At 67.7% G+C, this 15,667-nt stretch carries 17 protein-coding genes; 16 read left to right on the forward strand and 1 reads right to left on the reverse strand.

The genetic code is table 11. The features are described from left to right. The first annotated feature begins 274 nt into the window (after window positions 1-274). The 12 genes from ACTVZP_RS03010 (at window position 275) to ACTVZP_RS03065 (ending at window position 10,210) form a co-directional block, all read left to right on the forward strand. Entirely contained in the window at window positions 275-1,405 is a 1,131-nt protein-coding gene (locus tag ACTVZP_RS03010; RefSeq protein WP_443210602.1) for an S-(hydroxymethyl)glutathione dehydrogenase/class III alcohol dehydrogenase, read from the forward strand. Between the two features lie 128 nt (window positions 1,406-1,533). Further along, window positions 1,534-1,968, forward strand: coding sequence for a c-type cytochrome (locus ACTVZP_RS03015; RefSeq protein ID WP_443210603.1), 435 nt, complete (start codon window positions 1,534-1,536; stop codon window positions 1,966-1,968). Between the two features lie 211 nt (window positions 1,969-2,179). After that, entirely contained in the window at window positions 2,180-3,982 is a 1,803-nt protein-coding gene (locus ACTVZP_RS03020; protein WP_443210604.1) for a methanol/ethanol family PQQ-dependent dehydrogenase, read from the forward strand. Between the two features lie 172 nt (window positions 3,983-4,154). Beyond that, window positions 4,155-4,685, forward strand: a complete 531-nt coding sequence (locus tag ACTVZP_RS03025) for a c-type cytochrome, methanol metabolism-related (RefSeq protein ID WP_443210605.1) — start codon at window positions 4,155-4,157, stop codon at window positions 4,683-4,685. After that, on the forward strand, window positions 4,673-5,497 hold the full coding sequence (locus ACTVZP_RS03030) for a substrate-binding domain-containing protein (RefSeq protein ID WP_443210606.1): 825 nt from the start codon (window positions 4,673-4,675) through the stop codon (window positions 5,495-5,497). The genes ACTVZP_RS03025 and ACTVZP_RS03030 overlap by 13 nt, the downstream gene beginning before the upstream one ends. Next, window positions 5,494-6,021 (forward strand): PQQ-dependent catabolism-associated CXXCW motif protein, encoded by a 528-nt coding sequence (locus tag ACTVZP_RS03035; RefSeq protein WP_443210607.1) that lies wholly within the window; start codon window positions 5,494-5,496, stop codon window positions 6,019-6,021. The genes ACTVZP_RS03030 and ACTVZP_RS03035 overlap by 4 nt, the downstream gene beginning before the upstream one ends. Before the next feature lie 304 nt (window positions 6,022-6,325). Continuing rightward, complete coding sequence (locus ACTVZP_RS03040; RefSeq protein WP_443210608.1) at window positions 6,326-7,294, forward strand: YVTN family beta-propeller repeat protein; 969 nt, start codon at window positions 6,326-6,328, stop codon at window positions 7,292-7,294. 26 nt (window positions 7,295-7,320) lie between these two features. Further along, window positions 7,321-7,764, forward strand: coding sequence for a hypothetical protein (locus ACTVZP_RS03045; RefSeq protein ID WP_443210609.1), 444 nt, complete (start codon window positions 7,321-7,323; stop codon window positions 7,762-7,764). A gap of 14 nt (window positions 7,765-7,778) precedes the next feature. After that, complete coding sequence (locus ACTVZP_RS03050; RefSeq protein WP_443210610.1) at window positions 7,779-8,024, forward strand: PepSY domain-containing protein; 246 nt, start codon at window positions 7,779-7,781, stop codon at window positions 8,022-8,024. Then, a complete protein-coding gene (locus ACTVZP_RS03055; protein WP_443210611.1) occupies window positions 8,021-8,749 on the forward strand; it encodes an ATP-binding cassette domain-containing protein in 729 nt (242 codons plus the stop codon). The genes ACTVZP_RS03050 and ACTVZP_RS03055 overlap by 4 nt, the downstream gene beginning before the upstream one ends. After that, window positions 8,746-9,606 (forward strand): ABC transporter permease, encoded by an 861-nt coding sequence (locus ACTVZP_RS03060; RefSeq protein ID WP_443210612.1) that lies wholly within the window; start codon window positions 8,746-8,748, stop codon window positions 9,604-9,606. The genes ACTVZP_RS03055 and ACTVZP_RS03060 overlap by 4 nt, the downstream gene beginning before the upstream one ends. A 10-nt stretch (window positions 9,607-9,616) precedes the next feature. Beyond that, window positions 9,617-10,210 carry a hypothetical protein gene (locus tag ACTVZP_RS03065; protein ID WP_443210613.1) on the forward strand — a complete coding sequence of 198 codons (594 nt, stop codon included), beginning with the start codon at window positions 9,617-9,619 and terminating at the stop codon, window positions 10,208-10,210. Between the two features lie 31 nt (window positions 10,211-10,241). On the opposite strand, the gene ACTVZP_RS03070 is transcribed toward ACTVZP_RS03065, so the two are convergent. Beyond that, window positions 10,242-11,285: a quinoprotein relay system zinc metallohydrolase 2 gene (locus tag ACTVZP_RS03070; RefSeq protein ID WP_443210614.1), complete on the reverse strand. Its 1,044-nt coding sequence runs from the start codon at window positions 11,283-11,285 to the stop codon at window positions 10,242-10,244. Between the two features lie 105 nt (window positions 11,286-11,390). On the opposite strand from ACTVZP_RS03070, the gene ACTVZP_RS03075 reads away from it, so the two are divergent. The 4 genes from ACTVZP_RS03075 (at window position 11,391) to ACTVZP_RS03090 (ending at window position 15,655) form a co-directional block, all read left to right on the forward strand. Further along, window positions 11,391-12,197, forward strand: coding sequence for a quinoprotein dehydrogenase-associated SoxYZ-like carrier (locus ACTVZP_RS03075; protein ID WP_443210615.1), 807 nt, complete (start codon window positions 11,391-11,393; stop codon window positions 12,195-12,197). A gap of 155 nt (window positions 12,198-12,352) precedes the next feature. Then, window positions 12,353-13,063: a response regulator gene (locus tag ACTVZP_RS03080; RefSeq protein WP_443210616.1), complete on the forward strand. Its 711-nt coding sequence runs from the start codon at window positions 12,353-12,355 to the stop codon at window positions 13,061-13,063. 11 nt (window positions 13,064-13,074) lie between these two features. Next, window positions 13,075-14,235, forward strand: a complete 1,161-nt coding sequence (locus ACTVZP_RS03085; protein ID WP_443210617.1) for an FIST N-terminal domain-containing protein — start codon at window positions 13,075-13,077, stop codon at window positions 14,233-14,235. Further along, complete coding sequence (locus tag ACTVZP_RS03090; protein ID WP_443210618.1) at window positions 14,225-15,655, forward strand: ATP-binding response regulator; 1,431 nt, start codon at window positions 14,225-14,227, stop codon at window positions 15,653-15,655. The genes ACTVZP_RS03085 and ACTVZP_RS03090 overlap by 11 nt, the downstream gene beginning before the upstream one ends. The last annotated feature ends 12 nt before the right edge of the window (window positions 15,656-15,667 follow it).

The raw sequence follows: 15,667 nt of genomic DNA on the forward strand, positions 1-15,667 counted from the left end.
ATGCGTGGGGCAATCCCGTGCCGCGAAGCTGCAGGAGACCGGTTGGGCCCGCCATCGTCCGGAGGTGCGCCAACACACCTGCAGGAGCGCTGTGCGCGCTCCGACCGGGTGGGCTGCCGTCACGACGCAACCCACGCCCGCACCAGCATTTTCGAAGGATGCAAGTCCAGCTTCCTCATCCTTTTTTCCGAATGCCGCGGGCCGCATTACCCCTTAAGGTTGGAACTGTATCAGGCCCGCGATCCAGCTGCGGGCTCAGAAGAGGGAGAGTTACATGCGCACCCGTGCCGCCGTAGCCGTAGAGGCCGGCAAGCCGCTCGAGATCATGGAGGTCAATCTCGAAGGCCCGAAAGCCGGCGAGGTGATGGTCGAGATCAAGGCCACCGGCATCTGCCACACTGACGAGTTCACCCTCTCAGGCGCCGACCCCGAGGGCATGTTCCCGGCAATCCTCGGCCACGAGGGCGCAGGCGTGGTGGTCGAGGTGGGTCCCGGCGTGACCAGCGTGAAGCCGGGCGACCACGTCATCCCGCTTTACACGCCGGAATGCCGGCAGTGCCCCTCCTGCCTCAGCCAGAAGACGAACCTCTGCACCGCGATCCGCGGCACGCAGGGGCAGGGGCTGATGCCCGACGGCACCAGCCGCTTCTCGATGCTCGATGGCACGCCGATCCTGCACTACATGGGCTGCTCGACCTTCTCGAACTACACGGTCCTGCCCGAGATCGCGGTGGCGAAGGTCCGGCCGGACGCGCCCTTCGACAAGATCTGCTACATCGGCTGCGGCGTCACCACCGGCATCGGCGCGGTGATCAATACGGCCAAGGTCGAGATCGGCGCGAAGGCGGTGGTGTTCGGGCTGGGCGGCATCGGCCTCAACGTCATCCAGGGGCTGAAGCTCGCGGGCGCCGACATGATCATCGGGGTCGACCTCAACAACGACAAGAAGGAATGGGGGGAGCGCTTCGGCATGACCCATTTCGTCAACCCGACCGAGATCGACGGCGACATCGTGGCCCATCTCGTGAACATGACCAAGACGCCGTTCGACCAGATCGGCGGGGCGGATTACACCTTCGACTGCACGGGCAACGTGAAAGTGATGCGCCAGGCGCTCGAGGCATGCCATCGTGGCTGGGGCCAGTCGATCGTGATCGGCGTTGCGCCGGCCGGGGCCGAGATCCAGACGCGGCCGTTCCAGCTGGTGACGGGGCGGGTCTGGAAGGGCTCGGCCTTCGGCGGCGCACGTGGCCGGACCGACGTTCCGAAGATCGTCGACTGGTACATGGAGGGCAAGATCCAGATCGACCCGATGATCACCCACATCCTGAAGCTCGAGGACATCAACAAGGGCTTCGACCTCATGCATGCGGGCGAGTCCATCCGCTCGGTCGTTGTGTACTGACGGGTCCTTTCCCGGAAGCCGTAACGATTTTCCCCAGTGACGGTGCCACCGAGACGGCCGGCGATGCTGCCGGCCGCGACGGCCTGCGTCGCAGGTCGTCCCCGAGCCAACCGCAAAGGGAGAAATCCATGAGACTGACCGCACTCCTCGCCGGCGCCCTCGCGTTCGGCGCCGCATCCGCCGTGCTGGCGGAGGGCGATCCGGCCGCCGGCGAGAAGGCCTTCCGCAAGTGCCTCGCCTGCCACCAGATCGGTGCGGATGCCCAGAACAAGACCGGCCCGGTTCTGACGGGCGTGATCGGCCGGCCCGCGGCCTCGATCGACGGGTTTTCCTACAGCGACGCGCTGTCCGAGGCCGGCTCCAGCGGCCTCGTATGGGATCACGCCGAACTCGAGAACTTCCTGACCAATCCGCGCAAGGCGATGCCGGGCACCAAGATGGCCTTCCCCGGGATCCGGAAGCCGCAGGAACTGGCCGACATCATCGCCTACCTCGGGACCTTCTCGGAGGGAGAAGTGATGGAGGCGGAAGAGTCGCCCGCACAGATGCCGGCGGAGGGCTGAAAATGGCGCGTCGGCAGGCATTTTTGCCGGCCGATCCGGCGATGCTCCGCCCGGTCATACTTTGGGCTTAAAGCGGGACGGGCAAAGTTGACGCTGCAAATCGACGCGCCGTAGCATGAAGTCCGGAGATGGCGTCGAAGGTTTCGGGGAGGAAACCGTGACCGCCGAGACACAAAAACCAAATCCAAGAAATCAACATCGGGAGGAGCCAATGAAGATGCTGAAGACGGGTCTGCTTGCGACCCTGTTGCTGTCGTCTGCGCCGGTCTTTGCCAACGACTCGGTCATCCAGGCGACGGATGATCCGAAACAGTGGGCGATCCAGACCGGCGACTACGCCAACACTCGGTATTCGGAACTCGACCAGATCAACCGCGAGAACGTGGGCGACCTGCAGGTGGCCTGGACCTTCTCGACCGGTGTACTGCGTGGTCATGAGGGCTCGCCGCTCGTGATCGACAACATCATGTATGTCCACACGCCGTTCCCGAACAACGTCTACGCGCTGGACCTCGCCAACGACGGCAAGATCCTGTGGAGCTACAAGCCGCAGCAGAACCCCGATGTCGTCGGCGTGATGTGCTGCGACACGGTGAACCGCGGCGTGGCCTATGCCGATGGCATGATCTTCCTCCATCAGGCCGATACGACCGTGGTGGCGCTCGACTCGAAGACCGGCGAGGTGAAGTGGAGCGTCCAGAATGGCGATCCCGCCGCGGGGCAGACCAACACGGCGACCGTGCTGCCGGTGAAGGACAAGCTGCTCGTCGGCATCTCGGGTGGCGAGTTCGGCGTGCGCGGTCACGTGACCGCCTACGACATGAAGACGGGCGAGCAGGTCTGGCGTGCCTTCTCGACCGGCCCCGACGAAGAGATGATGGTCGATCCCGAGAAGACCATGGTGCTTGGCAAGCCGGTCGGTGCGAACTCCTCGATCGACAGCTGGGAAGGCGACCAGTGGCAGATCGGCGGTGGCACGACCTGGGGCTGGTATGCCTACGATCCGGACCTGAACCTCGTCTATTATGGCACCGGCAACCCCTCGACCTGGAACCCGTCGCAGCGTCCGGGTGACAACAAGTGGTCGATGACCATCATGGCGCGCGATGCCGACACCGGCATGGCGAAGTGGATGTACCAGAAGACCCCGCACGACGAGTGGGACTATGACGGCGTGAACGAGAACATCCTCGTCGATCAGGAGATCGACGGTCAGATGCGCAAGCTGCTGGTCAACTTCGACCGGAACGGCTTCGCCTACACGCTCGACCGCGAGACGGGCGAACTGCTGGTGGCCGAGAAATACGACCCGGCGGTGAACTGGGCGACGGAAGTCGTGATGGACAAGGAGTCCGACCAGTACGGGCGTCCGCAGGTCGTCGCGCAGTATTCGACGGCGCAGAATGGCGAGGACACCAACACCACGGGCGTGTGCCCGGCGGCGCTTGGCTCCAAGGACCAGCAGCCTGGCTCCTTCTCGCCCAAGACCGGCCTGTTCTACGTGCCGACGAACCACGTCTGCATGGACTACGAGCCCTACCGGGTGAGCTACTCGGCCGGTCAGCCCTATGTCGGCGCCACTCTCTCGATGTATCCCGCGCCGAACAGCCATGGCGGCATGGGCAACTTCATCGCCTGGGACGCGACGAAGGGCGAGATCAAGTGGTCGCTGCCCGAGCAGTTCTCGGTCTGGTCCGGCGCGCTGGCCACTGCGGGTGATATCGTGTTCTACGGCACGCTCGAAGGCTATCTGAAGGCGGTCGATGCCGAGACGGGCGAGGAACTTTACAAGTTCAAGACCCCTTCGGGCATCATCGGCAACGTGATGACCTACGAGCAGAACGGCAAGCAGTATGTCGGCATCCTCTCGGGCGTCGGCGGCTGGGCGGGCATCGGTCTCGCCGCGGGCCTCACGAACCCGAACGAGGGTCTGGGCGCGGTCGGCGGCTATGCGGCCCTGTCGGACTACACCCAGCTTGGCGGCCAGCTGACCGTCTTCGCTCTGCCGGACTGAAGCTTGACCCTCACCGGAGCCCCCGGGCTCCGGTGACCTCCGCCGCCGAACGCGGCGAACTGCGGTTCCCGTCCCCCTTGGGAACCTGACGGGACGCAGGTCCTGCACAAAAAACGGAGCCGCCCTTCGCGGGCACCGCGGGGGCGGCTTTCTTCTGGGAGGAGATAACTGAATGAAGACCACTCTGTCCCTTGGCGCTATTGCAAGCCTTGCGCTGATGGCCGGCGCCTCGTCGCTGGCCTCGGCTGAGGCGGCGGCCCAGGGTGTGGACGTCGCGGTTGCCTCGTCGGACGGCATCCGCTCGTTCAACGCCGAGGAGGTGCCCACCTACGACATCGCCGAGGACGGAACGGTGGACTGGCCGACCTTCTCGGGCTACCGCCGCTACCAGTCGGAGTGCCACGTCTGCCACGGCCCGGACGGCATGGGATCGACCTACGCCCCGGCGCTGAAGGACAGCGTGATGCGGATGGACTACTATGACTTCCTTGCCACGATCGCGAACGGCAAGCAGGAGGTCGGCGCGGCCAAGACGCTCGTCATGCCCGCCTTCGGCACCAACCCGAACGTCATGTGCTACGTCGACGACATCTGGACCTATCTGCGCGCCCGCGGATCCGGAGCCCTCGACCGAGGCCGCCCGGCCAAGCGGGCCGACAAGACCGACGCATATGCCGAGGTGGAAAAGTCGTGCATGGAGTGATCCGCGCAGCGATTGCCGCGGCGGTCGTGCTCGCGGCTGCGCCGGCGCCCGCACAGGTCGCGGATCTCGTGTCGGACGATGTGCTGCGCGTCTGCGCGGACCCTGCCAATTCTCCGATGTCGGCCCGGGACGGAAGCGGCTTCGAGAACCGCATTGCCGAACATCTGGGTCAGGTGATGGGCAAGCCCCTCGAATACACCTGGTTTCCCATGGTGACGGGCTTCGCGCGCAACACGCTCTTCGCAGGCAAGTGCGATGTCGTGATCGGCTACGCGCAGGGCGATGAGCTGGTGCTGAACACCAACCACTACTACACGTCGACCCATGTGCTGGTGGTCAGGACGGACGGGCCGCTCGCGGAGGTCGAGAGCCTTTCGGACCCTGCGCTGCAGGGAAAGCGGGTCGGGGTCGTGGTGGGGTCGCCTCCGGCGACGCATATTGCCCGGCGCGGGCTCATGGCTGCAGCGAAGCCCTACAACCTGATGGTCGACCGCCGGGTCGAGAACCCGGCCGGCGACATGCTCGCCGATGTCGAGGCCGGGGTGACGGACGCGGCGCTGCTCTGGGGGCCGGTCGGAGGACCGCTGGTGCAGGAACACGCGGATCTCAAGGCCATCCCGCTGCTGAAGGAGGAAGGCTCGCCGAAGCTCTACTATCGCATCACGATGGGCGTTCGGCAGGGCGAGGATGTCTGGAAGCGCGAGCTGAACTCGCTGATCCGTCGAGAGCAGGGCGCGCTCGACAAGATCCTGCGCGATGCCGGCGTGCCGCTCGTCGACGACTATGGCAAGGGGTTGAAGGAAGGCGGATGAAGATCGCGGCCGTGCTGGTCTGCCTGATGGCCCTGCCGGCCGCGGCCGGCGTGCCGGAGCCGGAAGGCTATCGCGGAGAGCCCTACAGGGCTGCCGTGCCCGACACGGTCTTGGGACGTCCCGGCCTGACCGCCGAGGACGCGCTGGCCCTTCACGCACGAGGCGTCCCCTTCATCGACGTCCTGCCCCGCGCGGCCCGGCCCGAAGGCCTGCCCGAGGGCACGGTCTGGCGCGACAAGCCGCATCAGAGCATTCCCGGCAGCACCTGGCTTCCGAATACGGGGTACGAGGCGTTGCCCGAGGCCGACGAGGCCTATCTGCGTGCGGGACTCGAGCGTGCGACGCAGGGCGATCCCGGCGCCGAGGCGGTGATCTTCTGCAAGCGCGACTGCTGGATGTCGTGGAACGCTGCGAAGCGCGCGATCGGGTGGGGCTTTTCCGGAATTCAATGGTTTCCCGGCGGGACGGAGGCATGGCAGGATCTGGGAGGAGATCTGGAGGAGGTCTTGCCGGCGCCGCGCTGACCCGCCTGCGCGCCGGTGGAGTGGGAGGAAACATGCGACCGTTGTCCGCCGCATCCATTGCGGCCGCTCTCGCGCAGCTCGCCGAGGCTCAGGTCAGGAAGGGATTGTCCGTTCGGCGCCTTGCGGTGGATGGCAGGCGCATGTCACGGTTCGCCCCGCCGCCGCCGGGGAACCGGGCCACGACCGCGCACATCGGCCGGCCGGCTACCGGCCGTCCGACACGACAGGGAGGAGCGCCGGGATGCCCGCCTGCCGCCGGCTGGCTGGCAACCGCATTCTGGCTGACACGACAGGGAGAACCCGGATGACGCGACGGATCGGCCTTCTGGCCGCAATGGCCTGCCTCGGCACGGCGAGCCCGGTGCTTGCCGGCAAGATCTTCGTCTCGAACGAGAAGGGAAACGACATCACCGTTCTCGACAGCGAAAGCCTCGAGGTGATCGCGACCTTCCCGGGCGGCCAGCGCCCGCGCGGCATCACCGCTTCGCCTGACGGCAAGTGGCTCTATGTCTGCGCCTCCGACGACAACCTCGTGCGTGTCTTCAGCACCGATACCTACGAGGAGCAGCCGTCGCTGCCCTCGGGCCCCGACCCCGAGCTGTTCGTGCTGCACCCCTCGGGCAACCCGCTCTACATCGCCAACGAGGACGACAACATCGTGACCGTGGTCGATGTCGAGACGCGCACCGTTCTGGCCGAGGTGCCTGTGGGGGTGGAGCCGGAAGGCATGGGCGTCTCGCCGGACGGCAAGATCGTCGTCAACACCTCCGAGACGACCAACATGGCCCATTTCATCGACACCTCGACCTTCGAGATTACGACGAACGTGCTGGTCGATCAGCGCCCGCGCTTCGCGCAGTTCACCGATGACGGACAACATCTCCTCGTCTCGGCCGAGATCGGCGGCACGGTCTCGGTGATCGACCCCGCCGCCGGGCAGATCGAGAAGAAGATCACCTTCGAGGTTCCGGGCGTGCTGCCCGAGGCGCTGCAGCCGGTCGGGGTGCGGGTCACGAAGGACGGCTCGAAGGCCTATGTCGCGCTCGGACCTGCCAACCGGGTGGCCGTGGTGAATGGCGAGACCTGGGAAGTCGAGAACTACCTGCTCGTCGGCCAGCGCGTCTGGCAGCTCGCCTTCTCGCCGGATGAGAAAGTCCTCTACACGACGAACGGAAACTCGAACGACATCTCGGTCATCGACGTGGCCTCGGACGAGGTGATCAAGTCGGTTCAGGTGGGCGAACAGCCCTGGGGCGTCGTGGCGGTGGAATGAAAGTCGATCTGACAGGGAGGATGAACATGATCCAGCGCATCGGCGCCATCGGGCTCGCGGCCCTTCTCGCAGGGCCACCGGCCCTGCCGGCCGCGGCCCACGACTTCGGCTTTGCCGGGCTCATGTCGGCCTCCAACCGCGAGGATCTGGCCGATCTGACGCTCGCCTCGGGCAAGCCGGTCGCGGCCGAACCCTATGAGCTCAAGTCGGGCACCTTCTACCGCATCAGGATCGTGGCCGACGGCTCGGCGGAACTCGCGCTTTCGGGTGGAGACTTCTTCCGCGCCATCTGGATCAACGAGGTCGTCATCAACGGCATCGAGATCCGACCGATGGGCGTGCATTCGATCGAGTTCGACGAAGCTGGGGAGGCGCTGATCTCCTTCGTGGCGATCGTGCCCGGCAGCTTCACGCTGTCGATCCCCGGCTCGTCCGGCGAGACGCAGCGCGCCACGTTCAACATCCGCTGACAGGGAGGACGAGGATGAAGAAAATTGCCACGCTGGCCGTCGTGCTGGCCGCCACCACCGCCTCGGCACAGGAGGTCGACGAGGCCACCGTCGGGAAGATCAACGCAATGCTGACCGAGATGCAGTGCGAGGTCGACCCCGTGAACATCGAGGTGGAGGACGGCGGAGGCTACGAACTCGACGACGTGTTCTGCGCCGACGGGCAGTATGACATCAAGCTCGACGCCGACCTCGCGGTGACGGAGAAGCGCAAGGAATGACCCCAGCCGCCCCGCCCGCGCTCGAGGTCGCCGGACTGAGCCACAGCTTCGGTTCGGTCCGGGCCCTCCGGGAGGTGAGCTTCGCCGTCCCGCGGGGCGCCTTCGTGGCGCTGCTCGGCGTGAACGGGGCCGGCAAGACCACGCTCTTCTCGCTCGTGACCCGCCTTTACGATTCCACGAGCGGGTCGATCCGCGTGGCGGGCTTCGATGCCCGCCGCCAGCCGGGCGAGGCGCTGGCCCGGCTGGGCGTCGTGTTCCAGAGCCGGGCGCTCGACCCGGATCTGACGCTCGTCCAGAACCTGCGCTACCACGCGGCGCTGCACGGGATCGGGCGGCGCGAGGCCGCGCCCCGCATCGACGAGGTGCTGGCTCTGGTCAGCCTGAGCGAGAAGGCCGGCGCCCGCGTGGCGACGCTTTCGGGTGGCCAGCAGCGCCGGGCCGAGATTGCCCGTGCGCTTCTGCACCGGCCCGAGCTTCTGCTGCTCGACGAGGCGACGGCGGGTCTCGACCTGCGCTCGCGGGCCGAGGTTCAGACGGTGGTGCGCGACCTGATCGCGGCCGAAGGAGTCTCGGCGCTCTGGGCCACGCACATGATGGAGGAGATTGCCCCCGAGGACCGGGTGGTGGTGCTCCACCGCGGCGAGGTGCGGCTTGCGGGCCGGGCCGCCGATCTGGGCGGCAGCCTCGCGCAGGGGTTCCTCGCGCTGACGGAAGAGACCGCATGACTGCGCCGCACCGCACTCCGACGGTCACTTCCGCAAGCAGGCGACCGGGCCACGGCCGGACGATGCGCGGGCATCTCATCGCCTTCGGCGGCATCGCGGGCCGTGAGGTGCTGCGCTTCACCCGCCAGCGCGAACGGTTCCTGTCGGCTCTCGTGCGCCCGCTCGTCTGGCTCTTCATCTTTGCGGCGGGCTTCCGGGCGGTGCTCGGACTGTCGATCACGCCGCCCTACCAGACCTATGTCCTCTACGAGGTCTACGTGACGCCCGGCCTCTGCGCGATGATCCAGCTCTTCAACGGGATGCAGAGTTCGCTCTCGATGGTCTACGACCGCGAGACGGGGGCCATGCGGACGCTGCTCGTCAGCCCCTATCCGCGCTGGTTCCTGCTCGGCTCGAAGCTGGTGGCGGGGGTGCTGGTCTCGATCCTGCAGGTCTATGCCTTCCTGCTGATCGCCTTTGCCTGGGGCATCCGTCCGCCGCCGCTGGGCTATCTGGCGGTGCTGCCCGCGCTGTTCCTGTCGGGGCTCATGCTCGGCGCGCTCGGGCTTTTCATCTCGTCGGCGATCCGGCAGCTCGAGAATTTCGCGGGTGTCATGAACTTCGTGATCTTCCCGATGTTCTTCGCCTCGACCGCGCTCTATCCGCTCTGGCGGCTCACCGATTCAAGTCCGCTGCTGGCGGACATCGCGCTGGCCAATCCCTTCACCCACGCCGTCGAGCTGATCCGCTTCGCGCTTTACCGCGAGGTGGAGCCCCTGGCGCTCGGCGTCGTGGCGGGCTGCGCGCTCCTGTTCTTCGGGGCGGCCGTCTTCATGTACGACCCGTCCAAGGGCCTCTGGGCCCTGCGCAAGCGGTAAGGAGAAGCCCATGCTGAAATGGTTCATTCCGGCGATGCTGGCGGCCGGCACGGCCGCCGCGGCGGATTTCTCGGATCCCGATTGGCCCTGCATCCAGCGCAAGCAGCCGCATCTGTCGCTGGGTCAGGTCTGGAGCGGCCCGTTGCCCGACGAGACGACCGAGAGCCTCGCCCGCAAGCCCGAGATCCAGCGGCTCGCGCAGGAGCTGGAGCAGCGGCGGCTTCCGGTGGACCAGGCCGAAGAGCGGATCGCGGAGTTTGCGGCGGAGCATGAGCCGGCGGAACTGGTGGCGCTTTACCTCGCGACCTTCGAGCGGATCGAGGTGGTTCGCAGCCGGGTCATGTCCGGCATTACCCGCTACGCCCACAGCCAGGAGGCGCTCGACCGCCGGCTCGACGAGGCCCGCGCCGAGATGAGCCGGCTGATGGAGGCCGAGGACAAGGACTTCGACCGGATCGACGCGCTCGAGGAGCAGCTCGACTGGGACACGCGGATCTTCCGCGACCGCCAGCAGTCGCTCACCTATGTCTGCGAGACGCCGGTGATCCTCGAGCGCCGCGCCTTCGCGCTGGGGCGGGCGGTGGCGAACCAGCTTTCGAAGTAGCGCGCGGGGGCTTTGGCACATCCCGGCGCGCTCACTCCCATTCCAGTTCCGCATAGGCGGCGGAGGCGTTCCGCGGATGGCTGGTCTCGTAGCCTTGCCACCGCGCCGCCTCCTCCGGATCGCTTTCGCGGATAGCCTTGCTCATGGGTTCGCCCGCCGCGATGGCCGCGCGGATGGTGGTGCGCAGATGCTCGAGATAGCGCAGGGTCGCGGCCGACCCGTCCGGCCAGGGCAAGGGTGCCGGGCCATGGCCCGGAACGATCCGCGTCACCTCGGGCCGGGTGCCCCTCAGCCAATCGAGCCAGCCATTCAGCGAGCCGTCGAGGGTCGGCAGGAGGCCGTTGAACACAAGGTCCCCGGTGAAGAGCGTGCCGGACTGCACATGCAGGACGGTCAGGTCATTGTCGGTATGCGCCGTGGCGACGGCCTGCAGATGCAGCGTCGCCCCCCCGAGATCCAGTGTTTCGTCGCGCAGGCCGCGATCGGGCAGCGCAACGCGGGTGCCGAGAAGCGCCTCGCGCCCGACCTGTGGCGGGTAGCTCTCCATCCAGGCGGCAGCGCGCGCCTCGATGCCGGCCGAGAGCTTGGGAGAGCCAAGGATCTCTGCCCCGGCCTCGCGGAAAAGCTCGGCCCCGAAGGAGTGGTCGGGGTGCATGTGGGTCAGGATCACTGCCCGGATCGGCAGGTCGCTGAGCGTGCGGATGGCGGCGAAGAGCGCCTCGGCCTCGGCCCGGCTGGCGCCCGCATCGATGACGGCGATGCCTGCGGCGCCGATGACGACGCCGAGGTTCGCGATTTCTCCGCGGTTCCGCCTGTCGGGCAGGGCAGGCCGGCCCTCGTGCACCCAGACGCCCGGGGTGATCTCCTTCAGGGACAGCCGTGGCAGGTCATCGGTGCGTGCGCAGCGGCTGGCGCCGCCGACCAGCCCGGGATGCGCGGCGAGCCATCGGTCGATTTTCGCCGCGGCGTCCGCACGGCAGGCCGCCTCCGTCCGTGCTTCGGGTGCCGGAAGAAGCCGTTCGGCACAGGTTGCGGGCTCGGCCGCGAGGCAGGCGCTGAGCAGCAGATGGAACATGCCCCTGCCTAGCGGCTTCCGATCCGGCGCGCACTCAGCCGAAAGTCTCATAGGCGGGGGCGGCCCCACGTGATTTGATGTTCGGCGACAGCACAGGAGATCGCCATGCGTATCATCCGGCCGACCATCATTTGTGCAGTTCTTCTGACCACACCGCTCTGGGCCGAGGAAAAGTCCAGCCCGATGCAGCCGGGCGAGGCGTGGGAGAGCCTGCAGTTCGACGTCTTCGGCACCGATGCCATTCAGGAGACACCCGGCGCGCTCGCGCTTGACGCGCCGTTCCGGGCTCATGACCCGGCGCTGGTGCCGGTCCGCGTGACGCAGCCCGCCGATGGGCCGCGGCTCGAGGAACTGACGCTCATGATTGACGAGAATCCCTCGCCTGTTGCGGCGACCTTTACCCTCGGCGAGGCGATGCATCCGCTGGACATGGAAGTTCGGGTGCGGGTCAACGCCTATTCCAACGTCCGGGCGGTGGCCCGGACTGCGGACGGACAGTGGCAGATGGCCGGCCGCTTCGTGCGCGCCACCGGAGGCTGCGCCGCGCCCGCGGGCAAGGATGCCGAAGCGGCGCTGGCCCATCTCGGTCAGATCCGATTCCAGCCGGTCGCTGCCGAGACGAGCGGGGGCGATCTGCGGCGGGAAGCGAAGCTCATGATCCGGCATCCGAACTACTCGGGCCTGCAGCGCGACCAGATCACGCTGCTCACGATCCCGGCGCGCTTCATCGACCTGCTCGAGGTGCGGCAGGGCGAGGACCTGCTTTTCACGATGACCGGAGGGATCTCGATCTCGGAGGATCCGGTGTTCACGTTCCGCTATCGCGACAATGGCTCGGGTGCGATCACCGTCCGCGCGGTGGATACGGAGGGGGTGGAGTTCGGGGGCACCTTCCCGGTGCCGGCCGGGTGAGACTTTCGCATCGCGAAGGTGGGAACCGGAACGGGTTGCCGCACGTTACCGCTTGCGGGCAGGATGCGTCACGGAGCGATCCGGGAGGGCAGACGCTCCGGGCCTGAAGAAGCCGCGCAGGGAGGAGGAAGCCCGCGCGGAAAGGGGAGGAAGACATGGGTCACGTAACTGGCGGAGGCATCGCATGCGCGGGAGCGCATCCTGTGCCCTCCCGCATGATCGGCGACGTCCTGATCGTCGATGACCATCCGCTGATGTGCGACGCGCTTGCAATGACGCTGACGCATGCCTTCAGCCTGAAGCGCGTCCGGAGCGCGGCGAGCCTGTCGGCTGCCGAGAAGCTTCTGCGCGAGGGGGCGCTGCCCGATGCAATCGTGCTCGACCTGAACCTGCCGGATGTGCGTGGGATCGAGGGGGTAATGAGCCTGAAGAAGCTTGCCCGCGCGGTGCCGCTGACGGTGATCTCGGCAGAGGTCGATACCGAGATGGTGACGGCGGTCATGGCCGCCGGTGCGCAGGGCTATGTCTCGAAGAGCCTGCCCCGGCCGCAGATGGTCGAGGCGTTCGGCCGGATGTGGGCCGGCGAGCCGGTGACGCCCGAGGAGTACGATGCGGAGGGCACGGGCGAGGACGGGGGCGAGCAGATGCGCGAACTTGCCCGCAGCTTCGCCACTCTCACGCCGCAACAGATGAACATCCTGCGGCTCATCTGTCAGGGGCGGCCGAACAAGCTGATTTCCTACGAGCTCTCGATCGCCGAGGCGACCGTGAAGACCCATATCGCGGCCATCATGTCGAAGATCAACGTGAGGAACCGCACGCAGGCGGCCCTGCTGGCAAGCAAGGCGCGGATCTTCGCGCGGTAAGGGGAACGTTGTTGAGCGCAGAGGTTCTGGACGAGGAACGACGTGCGGGCCTGCGGCCGGGTGCGCCTGTCGTGCTGTCCGAACCCGCCGACGCGCCTGACCTGGCCGAGCGCCTCTGCGCCGGCTTGGCTGAGTCCGGCTCTGTCGTGGTCCTGATCTTCTCGTCGCCCGGAGCGGACCTGCCCTCGCTTGCGCAGCACGTAGGGCACACCACCGGAGCCCGCGTGATCGGCTGCTCTTCGGCAGGTGAGTTTGCCTGCGGCGGTTACGAAAATGGGCATGTGGTGGCGGTGGGACTGCCCTCCGCGCATTTCCGGGCCGATGCCGTCTGGCTGCGCAACCTTTCGGGTCTCGGGGTGTCCGACTGGATGTCCGAGCTGCGCGCTCTCTTCGCCCGCTTCGACGGTCAGCCGCGCCGGCACCGCTTCGGCCTGCTGCTGATCGACGGGCTGAGCCGGCAGGAGGAACTGGTCGCAGCCACGGTCGACGCCGTGGCCCACCGGCTGCCGGTGCTCGGCGGGTCCGCCGGCGACGGGTTGCGCTTCGAGGAAACCTGCCTGGTCCTCGACGGCGAGAGCCACCGCGACAGCGCGGTGTTCGCTCTGTTCGAGACCGATTTTTCGCTGGAGCAGGTGATTTTCGACCACTTCACCCCGTCGGGCAGTCGCATGGTCGTGACGGCCGCGGTGCCGGAGGAGCGGCTGATCCTCGAGATCAACGCCGAACCCGCGGCCGAGGAATACGCGCGCCTGATCGGCCTCGCTCCCGAGGCCCTGAGCCCGCGGGTGTTCGCCGAAAATCCGCTGCTGGTGCGGATGGGCGGGCAGTATCACGTGCGCGCCATCCGTGAGGTCACGCCCGAAGGCGGCCTCACGCTCATGTCCTCGATCGAGAGCGGCGTCCTGCTGGCCCTCGGGCGCGCGGACGACCCCACCCACGGCCTTCAGGCCCGGCTCGAGGCGCTGGGGCGGCGGCCGGCGCTGATCCTCGCCTTCGACTGCATCCTGCGCCGTCTCGCGCTCGAGCAGGCCGGGCTAGTGCCTGCCGTGGCTCGGCTCTTCGCCGAGTGGCGCATCGCGGGCTTCAACACCTATGGCGAGCAGCATGGCGGCGTGCATGTGAACCAGACCTTCGTGGGCCTCGCGCTGATGGAGCCGGCGGATGCTGCGTGACGACGACAGCCTCGAGCGGCAGGTCGAGAAGCTGAAGCGGATCAATGCGGCGCTGATCGACCGCCTCGACCGCGCCGATGCCTCGCGCGGCTCGCACTGGATGCTGTTCCAGACCGCCGCCGTGCTCGAACAGGAGCTTCTGGCGCGCAACCGCGACCTCGAACAGGCGCTGGCGCATCTGGAATCCGTGAACCGGGAACTGGCGCTGGCGCGCGAGACCGCGGACGAGGCCAACCGCTCGAAGAGCAGGTTCCTCCGTGCGGCGAGCCATGACCTGCTGCAGCCGCTGAGCGCGGCGAAGCTGTTCCTGTCGCATCTGGCCGAGACGGTCAGCGAGCCGATGCAGGCCAGCCTCGTGGCGCGGATCGGCACGGCCTTCGACTCGACAGAGGAGCTGATCCGGGCGCTGCTCGAGATCTCGCGGCTCGATTCGGTCCGCCTCGACATTTCCAGCGAGCGCGTCTCGCTCGGCCGGCTGTTCCAGCGCCTGATGGTGGATTTCCAGGGCGACGCCGAGGCCCGCGGGCTGGAACTGCGCTTCGTCATCTCCTCGGCCACGGTGATGTCGAACCCGGTCTTCCTGCGCCGGATCGCGCAGAACCTCATCTCGAACGCGATCAAGTACACGCGGACCGGGCGGGTGCTGGTCGGGGCGCGGCGCGAGGGCTCGGGCGTCTGGTTTGAGGTGCATGACACGGGCCCGGGCATCGCCGCCGAGGACCGTGAGCGCATCTTCAACGAGTTCGAGAGGCTCGCGCCCGAGGGCGAGGAGCCGGGCACCGGTCTCGGTCTCTCGATCGTGCGGCGCGCCTGCCTGCGTCTCGGTCACGAGATCGCGCTGGAGAGCGCGCCGGGCCGCGGTTCGGTCTTCCGCATCCGCCTGCCGCGCGCGCTCGAGGCGCCCGGCGCGCTGGCGTCGGAGCCCGCCCCGGCCGCCACAACCGGGGCCGTGCAGCGTCTTGCGGGCACCCCTGCCGATCCGCTCCTGATGGCGGATCCGGTCACCGGGCCGGCACCGGTCCCGCTTGCGGGCCGGCGGGTGCTGGTGATCGAGAACGACGCCGCCATGCGCGACGCCTATGCGCTGCTCTTGCGCCGCTGGGGCGTGGTGGTCGCGACGGCCGAGGGAACGCGGGCCGCGCTCGGCGAGCTCCGCCGTTTCCGGCCCGAGGCGCTGGTCACGGACTATCGCCTCGACCGGGACGAGACGGGGCTCGGCGCGATAGGCGCGCTTCGCCGCAGGCTCGGGTCACGCCTCCCCGCGCTGATCGTGACGGCCGAACCGGATCCCGGGCTGCAGGCGCAGGCCGACCGGCTCGAGGCGGCGCTGCTGCGCAAGCCCGTTTCCGAGACCGAGCTGCGCAGCACGCTTTCGGCGCTTCTTGAGGGCCGCCGCGGGAGCGCGGCCGCCGCGGAATGAAAGGACGATCCG

Source organism: Rhodobacter sp. NSM, assembly GCF_052244495.1.
GTDB lineage: Bacteria > Pseudomonadota > Alphaproteobacteria > Rhodobacterales > Rhodobacteraceae > Cereibacter_A.

Excerpts from the sequence above, each read along its gene's own strand:
- ACTVZP_RS03010 (WP_443210602.1), top strand. The coding sequence starts at position 275 with ATGCGCACCCGTGCCGCCGTAGCCGTAGAGGCCGGCAAGCCGCTCGAG.
- ACTVZP_RS03090 (WP_443210618.1), top strand. The coding sequence starts at position 14,225 with ATGCTGCGTGACGACGACAGCCTCGAGCGGCAGGTCGAGAAGCTGAAG.
- ACTVZP_RS03040 (WP_443210608.1), top strand. The coding sequence starts at position 6,326 with ATGACGCGACGGATCGGCCTTCTGGCCGCAATGGCCTGCCTCGGCACG.
- ACTVZP_RS03045 (WP_443210609.1), top strand. The coding sequence starts at position 7,321 with ATGATCCAGCGCATCGGCGCCATCGGGCTCGCGGCCCTTCTCGCAGGG.
- ACTVZP_RS03055 (WP_443210611.1), top strand. The coding sequence starts at position 8,021 with ATGACCCCAGCCGCCCCGCCCGCGCTCGAGGTCGCCGGACTGAGCCAC.
- ACTVZP_RS03065 (WP_443210613.1), top strand. The coding sequence starts at position 9,617 with ATGCTGAAATGGTTCATTCCGGCGATGCTGGCGGCCGGCACGGCCGCC.
- ACTVZP_RS03050 (WP_443210610.1), top strand. The coding sequence starts at position 7,779 with ATGAAGAAAATTGCCACGCTGGCCGTCGTGCTGGCCGCCACCACCGCC.
- ACTVZP_RS03075 (WP_443210615.1), top strand. The coding sequence starts at position 11,391 with ATGCGTATCATCCGGCCGACCATCATTTGTGCAGTTCTTCTGACCACA.
- ACTVZP_RS03020 (WP_443210604.1), top strand. The coding sequence starts at position 2,180 with ATGAAGATGCTGAAGACGGGTCTGCTTGCGACCCTGTTGCTGTCGTCT.
- ACTVZP_RS03035 (WP_443210607.1), top strand. The coding sequence starts at position 5,494 with ATGAAGATCGCGGCCGTGCTGGTCTGCCTGATGGCCCTGCCGGCCGCG.
- ACTVZP_RS03070 (WP_443210614.1), bottom strand. The coding sequence starts at position 11,285 with ATGTTCCATCTGCTGCTCAGCGCCTGCCTCGCGGCCGAGCCCGCAACC.
- ACTVZP_RS03025 (WP_443210605.1), top strand. The coding sequence starts at position 4,155 with ATGAAGACCACTCTGTCCCTTGGCGCTATTGCAAGCCTTGCGCTGATG.
- ACTVZP_RS03015 (WP_443210603.1), top strand. The coding sequence starts at position 1,534 with ATGAGACTGACCGCACTCCTCGCCGGCGCCCTCGCGTTCGGCGCCGCA.
- ACTVZP_RS03080 (WP_443210616.1), top strand. The coding sequence starts at position 12,353 with ATGGGTCACGTAACTGGCGGAGGCATCGCATGCGCGGGAGCGCATCCT.
- ACTVZP_RS03060 (WP_443210612.1), top strand. The coding sequence starts at position 8,746 with ATGACTGCGCCGCACCGCACTCCGACGGTCACTTCCGCAAGCAGGCGA.